The organism is Microbacterium sp. HJ5, assembly GCF_054824025.1.
This window is the reverse complement of sequence record NZ_JSYE01000015.1, coordinates 90307-106520: the sequence shown is the minus strand read 5'-3', so window position 1 is coordinate 106520 and position 16214 is coordinate 90307. Positions and strand designations below refer to the sequence as shown.

General features: G+C 70.5%; 15 protein-coding genes and 1 pseudogene. 10 read left to right on the top strand and 6 right to left on the bottom strand.

Going from position 1 to position 16214, the window contains the following annotated elements; genetic code table 11:
- The first annotated feature begins 54 nt into the window (after positions 1-54).
- The 5 genes from OB08_RS08680 (at position 55) to OB08_RS08660 (ending at position 4870) form a co-directional block, all read left to right on the top strand.
- A complete protein-coding gene (locus tag OB08_RS08680; RefSeq protein ID WP_461474045.1) occupies positions 55-1350 on the top strand; it encodes an inorganic phosphate transporter in 1296 nt (431 codons plus the stop codon).
- On the top strand, positions 1347-1679 hold the full coding sequence (locus OB08_RS08675) for a peptidase (protein WP_461474044.1): 333 nt from the start codon (positions 1347-1349) through the stop codon (positions 1677-1679). The genes OB08_RS08680 and OB08_RS08675 overlap by 4 nt, the downstream gene beginning before the upstream one ends.
- 32 nt (positions 1680-1711) lie before the next feature.
- Positions 1712-2680, top strand: coding sequence for a phosphodiesterase (locus tag OB08_RS08670; protein ID WP_461474043.1), 969 nt, complete (start codon positions 1712-1714; stop codon positions 2678-2680).
- A gap of 135 nt (positions 2681-2815) precedes the next feature.
- On the top strand, positions 2816-4288 hold the full coding sequence (locus OB08_RS08665; RefSeq protein WP_461474042.1) for an aspartate ammonia-lyase: 1473 nt from the start codon (positions 2816-2818) through the stop codon (positions 4286-4288).
- A 123-nt stretch (positions 4289-4411) separates the two neighbouring features.
- Positions 4412-4870: a DUF4190 domain-containing protein gene (locus OB08_RS08660; RefSeq protein ID WP_461474041.1), complete on the top strand. Its 459-nt coding sequence runs from the start codon at positions 4412-4414 to the stop codon at positions 4868-4870.
- A gap of 54 nt (positions 4871-4924) precedes the next feature.
- Here the strand turns inward: OB08_RS08660 and OB08_RS08655 are convergent, their stop codons facing one another.
- Positions 4925-5788 carry a fumarylacetoacetate hydrolase family protein gene (locus OB08_RS08655; protein WP_461474040.1) on the bottom strand — a complete coding sequence of 288 codons (864 nt, stop codon included), beginning with the start codon at positions 5786-5788 and terminating at the stop codon, positions 4925-4927.
- A gap of 64 nt (positions 5789-5852) precedes the next feature.
- Here OB08_RS08655 and OB08_RS08650 point away from each other — a divergent pair, with 64 nt between their 5' ends.
- The 4 genes and pseudogenes from OB08_RS08650 to OB08_RS08635 all read left to right on the top strand — a co-directional run bounded on the left by OB08_RS08650 (position 5853) and on the right by OB08_RS08635 (position 8638).
- Positions 5853-7070 (top strand): PrsW family intramembrane metalloprotease, encoded by a 1218-nt coding sequence (locus OB08_RS08650; RefSeq protein ID WP_461474039.1) that lies wholly within the window; start codon positions 5853-5855, stop codon positions 7068-7070.
- A gap of 185 nt (positions 7071-7255) precedes the next feature.
- Entirely contained in the window at positions 7256-7624 is a 369-nt protein-coding gene (locus OB08_RS08645) for an FKBP-type peptidyl-prolyl cis-trans isomerase (RefSeq protein ID WP_461474038.1), read from the top strand.
- Between the two features lie 199 nt (positions 7625-7823).
- A pseudogene (locus OB08_RS08640) lies at positions 7824-7955 on the top strand (helix-turn-helix domain-containing protein); the annotation flags it as partial.
- A 116-nt stretch (positions 7956-8071) separates the two neighbouring features.
- Positions 8072-8638, top strand: coding sequence for a YceI family protein (locus OB08_RS08635; protein ID WP_461474037.1), 567 nt, complete (start codon positions 8072-8074; stop codon positions 8636-8638).
- Positions 8639-8659: 21 nt separating this feature from the next.
- Here the strand turns inward: OB08_RS08635 and OB08_RS08630 are convergent, their stop codons facing one another.
- Positions 8660-9655: a DMT family transporter gene (locus OB08_RS08630; protein WP_461474036.1), complete on the bottom strand. Its 996-nt coding sequence runs from the start codon at positions 9653-9655 to the stop codon at positions 8660-8662.
- Positions 9656-9738: 83 nt separating this feature from the next.
- Positions 9739-11046 (bottom strand): MFS transporter, encoded by a 1308-nt coding sequence (locus OB08_RS08625; protein ID WP_461474035.1) that lies wholly within the window; start codon positions 11044-11046, stop codon positions 9739-9741.
- Between the two features lie 200 nt (positions 11047-11246).
- On the opposite strand from OB08_RS08625, the gene rpsO reads away from it, so the two are divergent.
- Positions 11247-11516 (top strand): 30S ribosomal protein S15, encoded by a 270-nt coding sequence (gene rpsO / locus OB08_RS08620; RefSeq protein WP_056121136.1) that lies wholly within the window; start codon positions 11247-11249, stop codon positions 11514-11516.
- A gap of 123 nt (positions 11517-11639) precedes the next feature.
- On the opposite strand, the gene OB08_RS08615 is transcribed toward rpsO, so the two are convergent.
- From OB08_RS08615 to OB08_RS08605, 3 genes are all read right to left on the bottom strand, one after another.
- Positions 11640-12659: an isopenicillin N synthase family dioxygenase gene (locus tag OB08_RS08615; protein ID WP_461474034.1), complete on the bottom strand. Its 1020-nt coding sequence runs from the start codon at positions 12657-12659 to the stop codon at positions 11640-11642.
- Between the two features lie 74 nt (positions 12660-12733).
- Complete coding sequence (locus OB08_RS08610) at positions 12734-14857, bottom strand: RecQ family ATP-dependent DNA helicase (RefSeq protein WP_461474070.1); 2124 nt, start codon at positions 14855-14857, stop codon at positions 12734-12736.
- A gap of 53 nt (positions 14858-14910) precedes the next feature.
- Positions 14911-16119, bottom strand: a complete 1209-nt coding sequence (locus tag OB08_RS08605) for an acyltransferase family protein (RefSeq protein ID WP_461474033.1) — start codon at positions 16117-16119, stop codon at positions 14911-14913.
- Positions 16120-16214 lie beyond the last annotated feature (95 nt).

Below are 16214 nucleotides of genomic sequence, written 5' to 3'. Positions count from 1 at the left end.
GTCACGCCGATCCCGTCGGCACTCTTCTCCACACCCCCTCTCGGAAAGCGAACGGTGGAAGCCGCAACCCTCATCATCGTGCTGGTCATCGCTCTGGCACTGTTCTTCGACTTCACCAACGGGTTCCACGACACCGCGAACGCGATGGCGACGCCGATCGCGACGGGCGCTCTGAAGCCCAAGACCGCGGTGCTGCTCGCGGCGATCCTGAACCTGGTCGGCGCCTTCCTGTCGACGGAGGTGGCCCAGACCATCTCGGGCGGCATGATCAACGAGGAGGACATCTCGGCGACGATCTTCCCCGAGATCATCTTCGCGGGCCTCATCGGCGCCATCACGTGGAACATGCTCACGTGGCTGCTCGGGCTCCCGTCCTCGTCGTCGCACGCGCTGTTCGGCGGTCTCATCGGAGCGACGCTCGTCGGCGTCGGCGCGAGTGCCATCAACTTCAGCGTCGTCGTCTCGAAGGTCATCCTGCCGGCGGTGATCGCGCCCCTCACGGCGGGCATCATCGCCTACGCCGCGACCAAGCTCGCTTATGTGATCACGCGGCGCTACGACAGCAAGCCCGACGGCCGAGACGGCTTCCGCGTAGGCCAGATCTTCACGTCGTCGCTCGTCGCGCTGGCGCACGGCACCAACGACGCGCAGAAGACGATGGGCATCATCACGCTGCTCCTCATCACGTCGGGTCTGCAGTCGGCATCGAACCCCGAGCCGCAGACGTGGGTCATCGTCGCCTGCGCCGTGACGATCGCGCTCGGCACCTACATGGGCGGCTGGCGCATCATCCGCACGCTCGGCAAGGGCCTCACCGAGGTCAAGCCCGCTCAGGGCTTCGCCGCCGAGAGCTCGACCGCCGCGACGATCCTGGCTTCGAGCGCTCTCGGCTTCGCTCTCTCGACCACCCAGGTTGCCTCGGGCTCGGTCATCGGCTCCGGCCTCGGCCGCCGCGGCTCGCAGGTGCGCTGGCGCACCGTCGGCCGCATCATGATCGGCTGGATCCTGACGCTTCCGGCGGCCGGCGCCGTCGGCGCGCTCGCCGCGCTGCTCGTGGTGGTCCTCCCGGTGTGGGGCGTCGTGATCGACGCGATCATCGCGGTCGTGATCATCCTCGGGCTGTTCATGCGCTCGCGCCGCGACGAGGTGAACGCCGGCAACGCCATGAGCGAGGTCGCTGACTCCGGCAAGGCGGTCAAGGTCAAGCGCAATCCGCCGCCCACCCGCCGCCAGCGCGCGATCGCCCGCGAGGAGGCCCGCGCTCGCGCTGCGCGCGAGTCGGCCGAGAAGAAGGCGGCCAAGGCCGCCGAGCGATCCGGGCGCGGCCCGAAGGACGGGGGCGCGGCGTGATCACCATCGACTGGCTGGCTTTCGTCCAGGTCTTCGTGGCGGCCTTCGTCTCCGCGTCCATCGTCGTCAGCGCCTACGCGCTCGGCCTGCGTCTGCTGGTGCGCGCCGGACGCGCGCCGGTCGTCGCGCCCGCCGAGTTCACCGACGCCATCACGGTGATCACCGAGAAGGAGGCGCGCCGCGCAGAGAAGGCGGCGGCCAAGGCGGCGAAGAAGAGCCCGCTGACCGACGGGCAGAAGCGCGTCGCCCTCGTGGGCGCCTACCTGTCGTTCGCGATCGCGGGGGCCGCGGTCCTCGGCGGTCTGCTGCTCATCGTCTTCAACCACTGAGCCGCGTCGGCCCCGCGCCGTAGGCTGAGGACATGACCGCACCGTCCTCCTCCGACGCCGCGGGCGCGGCATCCGGTGCCTCCGCACCCGGGCGGGGCGCGGCATCCGTCCAGTTCGGGCAGTACCCGCCCGCGCGGCGGACGCTGCTGCACCTCAGCGACACCCATCTGCTGGCCGGCAACCGCGCCCTGGGCGGGCGCTTCGACACGGCGGCGAACCTCACGCGCACCCTCGAGGCCGCCGAGGCGACCGGCATCCGGCCCGACGCGATCGTATTCACGGGCGACCTGACCGACCTCGGCGAGCCCGAGGCCTACGCCGCTCTGCGCGAAGCCGTCGAGCCCTTCGCCGCACGGCTGCAGGCGCCCGTGGTGTGGGTGGCCGGCAATCACGACGAGCGCCCGGCGCTGCGCCGCGACCTGCTCGGCCTCGACGCGACGGAGGAGCCCGTCACCGGCGTGTGGGACCTCGGCGGCCTGCGGCTCATCGCGCTCGACTCGACCGTACCCGGCTGGCACCACGGCGATCTCGACGCCGCGCAGCTGGAGTGGCTCCGCGCCGAGCTCGCCACCCCCGCGCCGCTCGGCACGATCCTCGCGCTCCATCACCCGCCGCTGCCGTCGCATGTGCCGCTGTTCGACATCCTGGAGCTGCGCGATCAGGGCCGCCTCGCCGACGTGATCGCCGGCTCGGACGTGCGGGCGATCCTCGCCGGGCACCTGCACTACTCCACGAGCGGCACGTTCGCGGGAGTCCCGGTGAGCGTGGCCGCGGCGACCTGTTACACGATGAACCTCGCGCGCCCCGCGGCCGAGGTGAACGGCATGGACGCCGGTCAGTCGTTCCACCTCGTCCACGTGCACGACGACACCGTCACGCACGCCGTGGTGCCGGTCGTCGATGCGCCCACCGGCGACTACTTCTCGGCCGAGTGGGTCGCGCACATGGCCCGCCTGACCCCGGAGGAGCGGCTCGAGGAGTTCTCGCGCAAGCGCGCCTGACACCCACCCGCGATAGACGCCGCGTACACCGGCGCCGTTGCCATGTACCCGGAGTACACCCCGCGCGATTCACCGCGAGCGTAGGGTGAGAGGCATCCCGCACACCGCCGTGACCTACCCACGAGGACGAACACCATGGCTCTGGACGCAATGACGCGCACCCGCACCGAGACCGACTCCCTCGGATCCCTCGAGATCCCCGCCGATGCCTACTGGGGCATCCACACCGCCCGCGCGCTCGAGAACTTCCCGATCTCGAAGCGACCGATCTCGGTGTACCGCGACCTGGTCAAGGCGCTCGCCATGGTCAAGCAGGCCTCCGCGCGGGCGAACCGCGACATCGGCGTGCTCTCGGCCGAGAAGGCGGATCTGATCGACCGCGCCGCGCAGCTCGTGATCGACGGCGAGTACCACGACCAGTTCGTCGTCGGCGTGATCCAGGGGGGCGCGGGCACGTCGACCAACATGAACGCGAACGAGGTCATCACCAACATCGCGCTGGAACTCGCCGGGCGCGAGAAGGGCGACTACGCGTTCCTGTCGCCGATCGACGACACCAACCGCAGTCAGTCGACGAACGACGTCTACCCGACCGCCATCAAGGTGGGCCTCGGCCTCGACCTGCAGACGCTCCTCGAAGAGCTCGACCTGCTCCGCCGCGCCTTCCTCGACAAGGCCGTCGAGTTCCATGACGTCCTCAAGGTCGGACGCACGCAGCTGCAGGACGCGGTGCCGATGACGCTCGGCCAGGAGTTCCACGGCTTCGCCACGACCCTCGGCGAGGACTACAGCCGCCTGAACGAGAACGCGTACCTGCTGTACGAGATCAACATGGGCGCGACGGCCATCGGCACCGGCATCACGACCCACCCCGACTACAGCAAGGCGGTCCTGGAGCACCTGCGCCAGATCAGCGGACTCGACCTCGACCTCGCGACCGACCTCGTTGAGTCGACGAGCGACACCGGCGCGTTCATGTCGTTCTCCTCGTCGCTCAAGCGCAACGCCATCAAGCTGTCGAAGATCTGCAACGACCTCCGACTGCTCTCGTCGGGTCCGCAGGCCGGCTTCGGCGAGATCAACCTGCCCGCACGCCAGGCGGGGTCGAGCATCATGCCCGGCAAGGTCAATCCCGTCATCCCCGAGGTCGTCAACCAGATCGCGTTCGCGGTGGCCGGCGCCGACCTCACGGTGACGATGGCGGTGGAGGGCGGCCAGCTCCAGCTCAACGCCTTCGAGCCGGTCATCGCCCACTCGATCTTCCAGTCCATCACCTGGATGCGCCGCGGAATGCACACGCTGCGCATCAACTGCGTGGAGGGCATCACCGCCAACCGCGAGCGGCTGGGCACCATGGTCGGAGCATCCGTCGGCGTCATCACCGCGCTCACGCCCTTCATCGGGTACGCGGCCGCCGCGGCGCTCGCCAAGACGGCGCTCCTCACCGGGCGCAACGTCGCCGACCTCGTCGTCGAGGCCGAGCTCATGTCGCGCGAAGAGGTCACCAAGCAGCTGTCGCCGGCGCGCCTGTCGGGCCTCGAGACGATCACGGCCGCGATCCCGATCGTCGACGCCGAGGTCGCCGTCGTCGACGACCCACAGATCTGACGGCCGCTTCGCGCCAGGAGGAGCCGAGCGGATGCCGCACCCGCCGCGGCCTCATCGGCGCGGCCGATTGCCCCGGCCCGCCGCCGACCGATACGTTCGTGCCAGTCCCATGAGAGGAATGACATGACCGATCCGCAGACCCCTGCACCCGGCGACGGCTCCGTCCCGCCCCCGCCGCCCGGCTACTCGACGACGCCGCCCGCGGCGCCGTCCTACGGCCAGCCGCAGTACGCCTCCGCGCCGGCCGCATCGTACGGTGCCCCCGCCTCGACGTCCGTCCCCGGCCGCACGATGGGGATCGTCGCGTTCATCCTGTCGTTCTTCGTGCAGCTGATCGCCCTGATCCTCGGCATCGTCGCCCTCGTTCAAAGCAGGAAGGCCGGCCACAAGAACGGCTGGGCCGTCGCGGCGATCATCATCTCGGCCGTGCTGATGGTGCTCGGCGCGATCCTGTTCTTCGCGGTCGTCATCCCGCTCATCACCTTCTCGTCCGAGGCGCTCCAGGCGTGCCAGGCGGTCGGCTTCGAGGGAACGGTGACGGTCGGCGGCCTCCCCGTCGACTGCTCGAACATCAACCGGTAGACGCACACGACGAAGCCGCACGGTGATCCACCGTGCGGCTTCGTCGTGCGGGCGTCAGCCCAGGATGCGGCAGTGCGTGGTGAGCGCGCCGATGCCGTCGATTCCCACGGTCACGGTCGACCGGTCGCGCAGGAACACCTGCGGGTCGCGCGAGTAGCCGGCGCCACCCGGGCTGCCGGTCGAGATGAGCGTGCCGGGCAGGAGCGTGACCGACTTGGACAGGTGCGAGATCAGCGTCGCGACGGTCCGGACCATCTGGCCCGTCGAGGCGTCCTGCATGGTGTGCCCGTCGAGCACCGTCCAGATGTGGAGGTCCTGCGGGTCGGGGATCTCGTCGGCGGTGACGACGAACGGACCCGTCGGGGTGAAGCCGTCGAACGATTTGCACCGCGACCACTGCGCCTCGGAGTACTGGATGTCGCGCGCGGTGATGTCGTTGACCACGGTGTAGCCCCACACGTGGTCGAGGGCGTCCTCGGGCGCGACGTCCTTGGCGGGAGTGCCGATGATGACCCCCAGCTCGGCCTCGTAGTCGATCGACTCGCTCAGCGAGCGCGGCCACGTCGTGGTGCCGTCGTGCCCGCTCAGCGAGTTCGGCCACAGCGCGAAGACGGTCGGGTTGGAGTCGGTCTTCAGCCCCAGCTCGCTCGAGTGCGCGGCGTAGTTCAGTCCGATCGCGAGGATCACCGGGGGAGTGAGCACGACCGACGCGTACCGCTGTCCGTCGAGCGGATGCCGCGCCGCACCGGGTGCCGCATCGCGGACGCGATCGAGCAGGGCGTCGCCGCCTGCGATCAGCTCTTCGAGGACGCGGGGCGCTCCCTCGAAGAGCTCCGCGACGACGACGACGTGCTGGCCCTCGACGAGGACGAGCCGGGGGTCGTCCGACCCAGGCGGGATCACATGGGCGAAGCGCATCCCTCCAACTTACCGGCCGCAGCGCCGCACGTTCGGGCGGGCAGTGCAGCCATATGCTGTGCGCATGACGCATGATCAGCCCTACGGGCGCCCGCGGCCCGGACTGATGCCGCCCTCGTTCCCCTCCGCGCTGGCTCAGCCACGGCACGCCGCACCCTCCGTGATCCCGGTGGCACCGGCGTCGCCCGCGGCGATGCCGGTGCCACCCCGTCGCGGTCGCACGGCGCCCATCTGGATCGCCGGGATCCTCGTGCTGGTGCTCGTCGCGCTGGTCGGCTACTTCCTCAACGCCCTCGGGCCCGCGGCATCCCTCATCGGCATGGTCCTGGCGCTCATCCCGCTCGCCGGCGTCCTGCTCGCGGTCCGGATCGTCGACCGGTGGGAGCCCGAGCCGCGGGGTCTCATCGTGTTCGCCGTGGCGTGGGGAGCGATCGCCGCGGTAGGCATCGCGCTGGGTGTCGACCTGGTGCTGTCGATCGTGTTCGGCACGGCCTCGACCCCGCAGGCGGAAGCCGTGTCGGCGATCGTGCAGGCGCCGATCGTCGAGGAGTTCGGCAAGGGTCTGGGCGTCTACATCATCTTCGTGACGGCGCGGCGGGCGTTCGACGGGCCCGTGGACGGCATCGTGTACGGCGCGCTCATCGGTGCGGGGTTCGCCTTCACCGAGAACATCCAGTACTTCGCCGTGAGCTTCCTCGAGGGCGGCGCGGCCGACACGACCGTGACGTTCTTCATGCGCGGCATCCTGTCTCCCTTCGCGCACGTCATGTTCACGAGCGTCACCGGATTCGCACTCGGCCTCGCCGCCCGCCGCGGCGCGAGCGCGGGACGCGCGATCGGACCGTGGATCGTCGGCATGATCGGGGCGACGATCCTGCACGCGATCTGGAACGCCTCCGCCGTGCTCGGCGATTTCTGGGGCCTCTACCTGACACTCCAGGTGCCGCTGTTCGTCGGGTTCATCCTGGGCGTCATCGCGCTTCGACGCGAGGAGTCACGGCTCACGCGGCGCCGGCTGGGGGAGTACGCCGAGGCGGGGTGGTTCACCATGCAGGAGGCCGACATGCTCGCCACGGGCGCCGGCCGGAAGGCGGGTCTGGCGTGGGCGGGCACGCTGCGGGGCGACCGCACGCCGCTCATGAAGGGCTTCATCGCCGACGCCACCGCGCTCGCCGCGGCGCGGCAGCGGGCGATCACGGGGCGCGACCCGCAGGCCGCCGAGGACGAGCACGTGCTGCTGCAGCGGACTGCGACGGCGCGGTCGGCGCTCTTCGCACCCTGAGCTACGAGCCCCGCACCCCTCACCGCCCCGGGTCTTGACACGCTCGTGGCGTCCCCGGCATCCTGGGGGCAGATCAACTCAGCGCTCGGGAGTCACGCAGGCATCGCCGCGGCACCGAGCGCTGAGTCTTGTCGCAGGGAGTCGCTCGCGTTGACCCGCGGCACCCGCTCGGGTTGGATGGAACCATGACTGACGACCGCACCAAGCCCGAATTCGACGCCCCCGAGGGTCCCGCTCCCACCGACCTCGTCATCCGCGACATCATCGTCGGAGACGGCGCCGAGGCCAAGCCGGGCGACACCGTCACCGTCCACTACGCCGGAGTAGAGTACGAATCCGGCGAGGAGTTCGACTCCTCGTGGAACCGTGGCGAGAGCATCCAGTTCCCCCTGCGCGGTCTGATCCAGGGCTGGCAGGACGGCATCCCCGGCATGAAGGTCGGCGGCCGCCGCGAGCTCGTCATCCCCCCGCACCTGGCGTACGGCCCGGCCGGCGGCCACTTCCTCGGCGGCAAGACGCTCGTCTTCATCATCGACCTCATCGCGGTCGGCTGATCCGAGGCGATGTGAACGAGGGGGCGGATGCTGCGGCATCCGCCCCCTCTTCGCGTCGGGCGCGGGTGCTCAGCCCGACACCGAAACGGTCGCGCCGGCTGCACGATCGTCCAATCGAGGCCGGACCCGCGCAGCAGCATCTCCTGCAGCTCGGTGTCGAAGATCTGCGGCTTGATCATCAGGTGCGGCGCATGGATCGCTTGCGACCGGGCAGAGCGTCGCCGCCGTCGCGGCCGCGTACGGCTACGGCTCGGAGGCGGCGTTCAGTCGCGCGTTCACGCGGACGACGGGGCGCACCCCCGGACGGGTACGGCGGTCCGTGGCGGCGTGAGGCGAGGCATCCGCTGATCGGGATTTTGCATTCACGGGAATAGATCGGTTCGTCCCGCGCGTTGGACCCGGTATGCCCGCCCCAGACCGCGGCGGCCACCGACACGAAGGACCACCATGACCGACACCGCCTCGACCATCGACATCCCCGGCTACAAGACGGGCACCTGGGTGCTCGACCCCGCGCACAGCGAGGTGACTTTCAGCGTCCGCCACATGATGATCTCGAAGGTGCGTGGCACGTTCGGCATGAAGAGCGCCACGCTCATCGCTCCCGAGAATCCGCTGGACGCCAAGGTCGAGGCCAGCGTCGACGTGACCTCCGTCGACACCAAGGACGAGGGCCGCGACAACCACCTCCGCTCGGCCGACTTCTTCGACGTCGAGAACCACCCGACGATGGAGTTCCGCTCGACGGGTGCGCGCATCGAGGGCGACGACTTCCTCGTCGACGGCGACCTCACGATCCGCGGCATCACCAAGCCGGTCACCTTCGACTTCGAGTTCGGCGGCTTCGGCACCGACCCGTGGGGCAACTACAAGGCCGGCGCGACGGCGAAGGCCGTGGTCAACCGGGAGGACTTCGGTCTTACCTGGAACGCCGCGCTCGAGACCGGCGGCGTGCTCGTGGGCAAGGACATCACCATCACCCTGGACCTCCAGGGCGCGCTCCAGCAGGACTGACGACCGCGCGAGGCCGGCAGGTCAGCGAGATCGCGAGGGGACGGATGCCACGGCGTCCGTCCCTTCGTCGTTCCTGCGCACCCTGCGCAGGCGATCCTGGGCGAGCAGGATGCCGAGGAAGACGACGAGCGCGCCGACGGGCTCGTTCCAGCTCAGGCGCTCGCCCAGGATGAGCGCACCCAGCACGACGCCGACGAGCGGCGTGATGTAGGTCACCGTCGACGCGCGGGTGGGACCCCACGCACGGACGGCATTCTGGTTCCAGATGTAGGCGATGCCGGTGCCGAGGCAGCCCAGGAGCACCACGCTGACCACGATCCAGGGGTTGAGCCGGACGGGTGTGAGCACGAGCACCGGGGTCAACACCGCCATGATCGCCGCCGCGATGCCGATGTTGAGGAACGAGAACATCAGAGCGCTCATGCCGGTGTTCGACACGAATTTGCGCATGTAGGCGAGGCTGAAGCCGTAGCAGGCCGTGGCGCCGAGGATCGCCAGCTGGGCGACGAGGCTCTGCGAGAGGTCGAGGCCCTGCCAGGGGCCGATGATGACGATGACGCCCGCGATGCCGAGGCCGATGCCGGCGATCTGCAGCGGCTTGAGCTTCTCGACGCGGAACAGCAGGCCGGCCATGATCGCCGTCATGATCGGCGTCGTGGCGTTGTAGATGCTGGCGAGGCCCGAGGTGACGTGCTGCTGCGCCCAGGAGAACAGCAGGAACGGCACAACGCAGAACGAGACCGCGAGCACGGTCATGTGCCCCCAGATCCTGAGCGAGCGAGGCAGCGCCTCGCGCCGCATCAGCACGAACAGGCCGAGGGCGAGGGCGCCGAGGATGAGGCGCGACCATGCCACCTGCGCCGGCGAGATGCCGCCGAGCGCGACCTTCATGAACAGGAAGCTCGCACCCCACACGACGCCCGCGAGCGTGAACTGGACCGCGATCGAGAGCTGCGACGTGCCGGGCGGCGGGGCGTCGGCGGCTGCGGTCTCGACGGAGGCGGGGGCGGTGGACACCCGGGAACTCTACGCCGCGGCTCGGACGCCGAAGGCGCGGAGGGAGCGCGACGTCCGAAATCCGCCGATGTGCGGCCGTTCGGCTACGGCTCCGGGTGCTCGGCGTCGTAGGCGCGGAACCGGGGGCTGAGCCGCACGAGGAAGGCCACGAGTGCGACGATGACGAATCCGCCGAGCAGCGGCGGGAACCACAGCGCCGTCACGGTGGCGAGCGTTCCCGCATAGAACGCGCCGAGGCGCGGCCCGCCGGCGACCACGACGATGAAGATGCCCTGCAGCCGCCCGCGGATCGCGTCGGGGACGGCGGCCTGCACCATGGTGTTGCGGAAGATCGAGCTGACGTTGTCGGCCGCGCCCGCGACGGCGAGCGTCGCGCACGCGAGCGCGATGAGCACGAGATTGGGGGAGTCCTCGCTGACCACCTCGGGTGCGAACCAGCCGAGGGCCGCTGCTCCGAGCACGAGCCCGAGCGCTGCGATCGCGCCGCCGTAGACGAGGATGGCGCGCTCGATCCCGAGGCCGTGGTGCCGCACGCGCCCGACCGGCCCGGAGAACAGGCTCGAGAAGAAGGCGCCGGCGGCGATCGACGCCGTGAGGATGCCGGTCGTGATCGGGCCTCCGCCGAGGAGCACCGCGCCGATGGCCGGAAAGAGCGCCAGCGGCTGCCCGAACGTCATTGCGACGATGTCGAGCACGAACTGCAGCCGGATGTTGGACGCCCGGCGCAGGAACCGCGCGCCGTCCTTGAGTGACTCCCATCCAGGGCGGACGATGTCGCCCTCGGGGAGAAGCTTCGGCAGTGTCCACAGGCCGAGGAAGAGCGACAGCATGAGCACCACGTCGAGCGTGTACGTCCATGCGTAGCCGACGAGCGCCACCATCACGCCCGCCAGCGCCGGTCCGGCCATGACCATGATCCCCACGGTGATGCCGCCGAGAGCGGATGCCGCGGGCAGCAGTTCGCGCGGGATGAGTCGGGGCACGATCGCCTGGCGGGCAGCCATGACGATCGAGTTCGCCGAGGAGTTGACGATGCTCAGGACGTAGAGCCACCACACCGTCTCGAGCGCGCCCCACGCGAGCACCGCCAGGAGCACCGTCGATGCGAAGGTCACCGTCGCGGCGATCAGCGCGACGGTGCGCCGGTCGAACGCGTCGGCGAGCATCCCGCCGTAGAGACCTGCGATGATCATCGGCACGAGACCCGCCACTGCGATCATCGCGACCGCGAACGTCGAGCCGGTCAGCTCGTACATGTGCAGCATGATCGCGACGATCGTCAGCTGCCCGCCGAGCCCCGCGAGCGTCGATCCGATCCACATGCGCGTGAACGCGGGGCTCGTCGTGAATGGCCGCAGATCGAGGAAGTGATCGCGGCGCAATCGCGGCATCACAGCGCGTGCTCGGCGGACGACGGGAGAGGCATCCTTCGAGGCTAAACCCGGGCCGACCGTGTGCGGTCCCGCCGGTTACCGCGGGTGTCGATCCGGCTGGTAGACTCTTGAGGTTGCCGTTTGATCGGCCGCGGATAAAGAGAGCTCACGCACCAGGCGTCGGGCACCGCGCAACGACGAGAAAGGGGATCCCATCTATGCCACTCGAATCAGACGCTAAGAAGGCGATCATCGAAGAGTACGCGACGCACCCCGGTGACACCGGATCCCCCGAGGTGCAGGTCGCGATGCTGACGCAGCGCATCAAGGACCTCACAGAGCACCTGAAGGAGCACAAGCACGACCACCACTCGCGTCGTGGTCTGTTCCTGATGGTCGGTCAGCGCCGCCGTCTCCTGGGCTACCTCCAGGACATCGACATCAACCGTTACCGCTCGCTCATCGAGCGTCTCGGCCTGCGCCGCTAAGGCGCACCCGTCGAAAGCGCATCGCGAACCCAGCGTTCAATCGCGCAGAGAACTTCTTGAGAAGGCCGCCCCAGGTGTGGGGCGGCCTTCTTCTCGTCCGCCCGTCGCCGCCGATCCGGTGCCTCAGGCGGTGGCGGCCCGAGCGGCAACGAGGTCGGCGTGGTGGATCTCGGCGACGTCGGGGTGGGCCCGCAGGCGCGACTTGAGCGCGTTCTCGCCGTAGAGGGCGTGGATCGGGTTCGACGGGTCCTGGGTCACCCCGCGCGCCTCGCCGGCGAGCTCAGCGGGCAGCTCGATGAGCGGGAGGCGCTTGTCGAGGGCGGGGTTGAAGAAGAACGGCACCGAGATCCGGTCGTCGGGGAATCGCGGCGAGATCACCCGGTGGTTCGTCGCGACGAGGTAGCCCTGAGTCGCGTACTCGAGGAGCTCGCCGATGTTGACGACGAAGGCGCCCGGCACCGGCGGCGCGTCCACCCACTCGCCGTCGCGCTGCACCTGGAGGCCGCCCTTTCCCGGCTCGACCCACAGCAGCGTGAGGACGCCGGAGTCCTTGTGCGCGCCGACGCCCTGCTGCGGGGTCGGGTCCTCCTTGCCGGGGTAGCGCACGATCTTGATGAGGGTCGAGGGCTCGCCGAAGTGCTCGTCGAAGTAGTTCTCCGGGGCGCCGAGCGAGAGCGCCCACGCGCGCAGCAGCTTGCGGGCGACGCCCGACAGGTGGTCATGCCACTCCGACACGACGTCGCGCAGCTCGGGCTGGGCGTCGGGCCACAGGTTCGGTCCGACCAGGCGGAAGAAGTCGGCGGCCTCGGCGTCGGCGATCGCCTCGCGCTCGGGGCCGATGTCGATCTGCTCGCGCCAGTCGACCTTGCCCTGCGTGCGCTCGCCGCCGATCCGCGTGTAACCGCGGAAGTGCGGGCTCTTGATGTTCTCGATCGCGAGCTTGTCGGCGTCGGGCAGGGCGAAGAAGTCCCGGGCCGCGCGGTGGAGCCGGGTCTCGAGCTCGGGCGTCACGCCGGTGCCGGTCAGGTAGAAGAAGCCCACGTCGTGCGTCGCTGCCCGGAGCTCGTCGCGGAATCGCGCCGCAGCCTCGGGGCCCTCGTCGAGCTGCGAGAGATCCAGGATCGGCAGGTTCAGGTCGCTCATGTCCTGAGAGTAGGCGGATGCCGCGGCATCCGCTCCTTTGTTGCGCACTGTTGAGCGGCGGCCGCGCCCGGTGCTCAGGCCCGCGCGGCGAGGACGAACGGCAGCACCGGCCCCGCGCCCGCGCGACGCAGCAGACGCCCCGCGACGGTCAGCGACCACCGGCTGTCGACGAGGTCGTCGACGAGCAGGACCGGGCCGCCGTCGAGCGCCGTCAGCGCCGCCGCGAGGTCCGGTCCGATGACGAAGCTGCTCGCCACGCCGGCGAGCCGGTAGGCGCTGTTGCCGCCGCTGCCGCCCGGGCCGGTCCCGGTCAGATCGAGCGACCCCAGCAGCGGCAGGCGGCCGACCTCGGAGAGCGTGCGCGCGAGCGACCCCACCAGCAGGGGGCGGGCGCGAGAGGGCATGGCGACCACTGCGGCAGGCCGCGCCTCCCAATCCCAGTCGGCGAGCACCCGGACGCACGCGGCGGCCATGGCCGGCGGAACCTCGGTGTCGGGCGCGCGGGGGGCGAACAGGTCGCGGAGAGGCCCGCCCCACCCCAGGTCGGTCAGGCGTGCGAGCGCCCTTCCCGGCTCGAGGCGCTCCTCGCGCGCGATGTTGCCCCGCACGTCGAGTCCGAGCCGGGCCATGCCGCTCGGCCACTGCGCCCGCGGCTCGACCAGCACGCCGACCCGAGCCATCGCCGCTCCGGCGGTGGCGGTCGTCGCCGGGTCGAGATCGGTCGGATACCAGGGAGACGCGCAGTTGTCGCAGCGACCGCACGCCTCGGCGGCCGGATCGTCGAGGGCGCGCTGCAGGAACTCCATGCGGCATCCCAAGGTCGTCTCGTACTCGATCATCGACTCCTGCTCGCGGACGCGGGCCTCGGCGATCCGCGCGTACCGCTCGGCGTCATAGGTCCAGGGTGCGCCGGAGGATACCCAGCCGCCCTGCACACGATCCACAGCGCCGTCCACGTCGAGCACCTTCAGGAGCAGCTCGAGGCGGCTGCGGCGGATGTCGACGCGCGCCTCGAGCGCGACGGTCGACAGCGGCGCCTGCTCGTGCGCGAGCTCTTCGAGCACCGCGTTCGCCTTCGCCTCGTCCGGCATCGACGACGTCGCGAAGTACTGCCAGATCGCCCGGTCTTCGGGCCCCGGCAGCAGCAGGACGTCGGCGCGCTCGGTCGCGCGACCGGCGCGGCCGACCTGCTGGTAGTACGCGACGGGCGTCGACGGCGCGCCGACGTGGATGACGAAGGCGAGATCCGGCTTGTCGAACCCCATGCCGAGCGCGCTGGTGGCCACGAGCGCCTTCAGCCGGTTCTCCTTGAGCAGCCGCTCGGACTCCTCGCGTTCGGCGGGGTCCGTCTGCCCCGTGTAGGCGCGCACGTCGTGGCCCGCCTCGCGCAGGAGCCGCGCGGTGTCGTCGGCGGCGGAGACGGTGAGGGTGTAGATGATCCCGCTGCCGGGCAGGTCGCCGAGGTGGCTGAGCAGCCACGCCAGGCGCGTCGCGGCATCCGGGAGCCGCAGCACGCCGAGGCGCAGCGACGCCCGCGCAAGAGGACCCCGGATGGTCAGGACGGCTACGCCGCCGATGCCGAGCTGCTCCTCCACGTCGTGCACGACACGCTCATTGGCGGTCGCGGTGGTGGCCAGCACGGGCACCGTTGCGGGCATGCCGGCGATGAGGTCCCGCAGGCGGCGGTAGTCGGGCCGGAAGTCGTGCCCCCAGTCCGAGATGCAATGCGCCTCGTCGACGACCAGCAGCCCGGCGCGCGCGACGAGCGCCGGCAGCTGCTCGTCGCGGAACCGCGGATTGTTGAGGCGCTCGGGGCTGACCAGGAGCACGTCGAGCTCGTCGGAGTGGAGGCGTGCGAGCACGTCGTCCCATTCGAGCGGGTTGGCGGAGTTGATGCTCGCCGCCCGGACGCCGGCGCGCTCGGCAGCGGCGACCTGGTCGCGCATGAGCGCCAGCAACGGCGAGACGAGGATCGTCGGGCCCGAGCCGCGGCGTCGCAGGAGCAGCGTCGCCACGAAGTACACGGCCGACTTGCCCCAGCCGGTGCGCTGGACCACGAGCGCCCGGGAGCGGTCGCGTACGAGCGCCGCGACAGCCTCGAACTGCCCGTCGTGGAACGCGGCGTCCTCGCGGTCGACGAGGCGGCGCAGCGCCGCGAGAGACTCGGCCCGCAGATCCTCGGTGGTGTCGTCGCCCATCACGCGACCGTACCCGTCGCCATCGACGTCCGCCGCCGCGACCGCTCGGGCCATCAGCCGTTCTGCCGGGGATCCGCGCGCGGGCGCGACGCCCGCGGCTGCTCGCGCGGACGGCGGGACCCGGTCGGGTCGTTGCGCCGGCCTTCCCGCCCGGCGAGCGTGCGATCGGCGAACAGCCACGTCGGCCGGGGCTCGACGAGGGGCCGGAACACGCGGCGCACGGGCTTGGTCGCAAGCCCTAGCGCGATGAGCACCGACGCGACGATGACGATCGGCAGCCACAGCCACGTGGGATCGAGGTCGCGCAGGATGCCGGATTCACGGAACGGGTACAGCACGAACGAGTGCAGCAGGTAGACGTACATCGTGTACTGGCCGAAGTGCGTCCACCAGTGCGTGCCCCGGGGCAGGAGGGCGAAGAACGCCGCGCTCAGCACGAGCGCGACGACCATGAGCGCGAGGCGCACGCCGCCCGCCCACCACTCCGTGCCGCCGAGCGCCGCGTAATTGTCGTCGTAGAACAGCCACTCGCGCAGGTTCATCGCGCGCCAGCCGTCGACGAAGAACCACGCCGACCAGCCGGCGATCGCGAAGACGCCGATCGCCGCGATCGTGACCGACCACCGTCTGCGTGCCAACAGCCCGAAGCGCTCGACGACGTCGTGCTCGCGCAGCCACCACCCGAGGGTGAAGAACGGCAGGAGGCCGAGCGTGCGCGACAGCGAGAAGGTCGAGTCGATGTTCGGCAGGTAGCCGGCCCCGATCGAGATCGCGACCGTCCACAGCAGCGGCCAGCGCAGCAGCGCGAGGTAGGGCAGCACGAGACGGAAGATGCCGAGGGCGAGCAGGAACCAGAGTGTCCACGACGGCTCGGTGAGATTCGGGTTCGCGCGCCCCTCGACGAGCCACTTCGTGAGGGTCCACAGACCCTCGAAGATGACGTACGGGAGCAGGATGTCCGTCACGACACGCGCCATCTGGCGACGGTTCGGCGGGTCGGACTTCGAGAAGTAGCCCGAGATGATCGCGAACGCGGGCATGTGGAAGGCGTAGACGAGCAGATACAGCCCGAGCGCGATGTCGGAGTCGTACGTCAGGCGCTGCACCGCGTGGCCCAGGACGACGAGCACGATGCACGCGAAGCGGGCGTTGTCCCAGAACGGCACGCGGCGCTTGACGCGCACCGCCCCGGTGCTCCCGGTCGCAGGGGGAGCGGGAGGAGCGGGGGATGCCGCGTCGGCGGCCTGCGCGCGATCGGTCATGGCGCCAGCCACCCTATCCTGTGCGGTGTCGACGGCCGCGGAGACCACGCGCCGTGCGGGGAGGCGCGTGCGCGCGCGCCGGCGCGGTAGTCTGC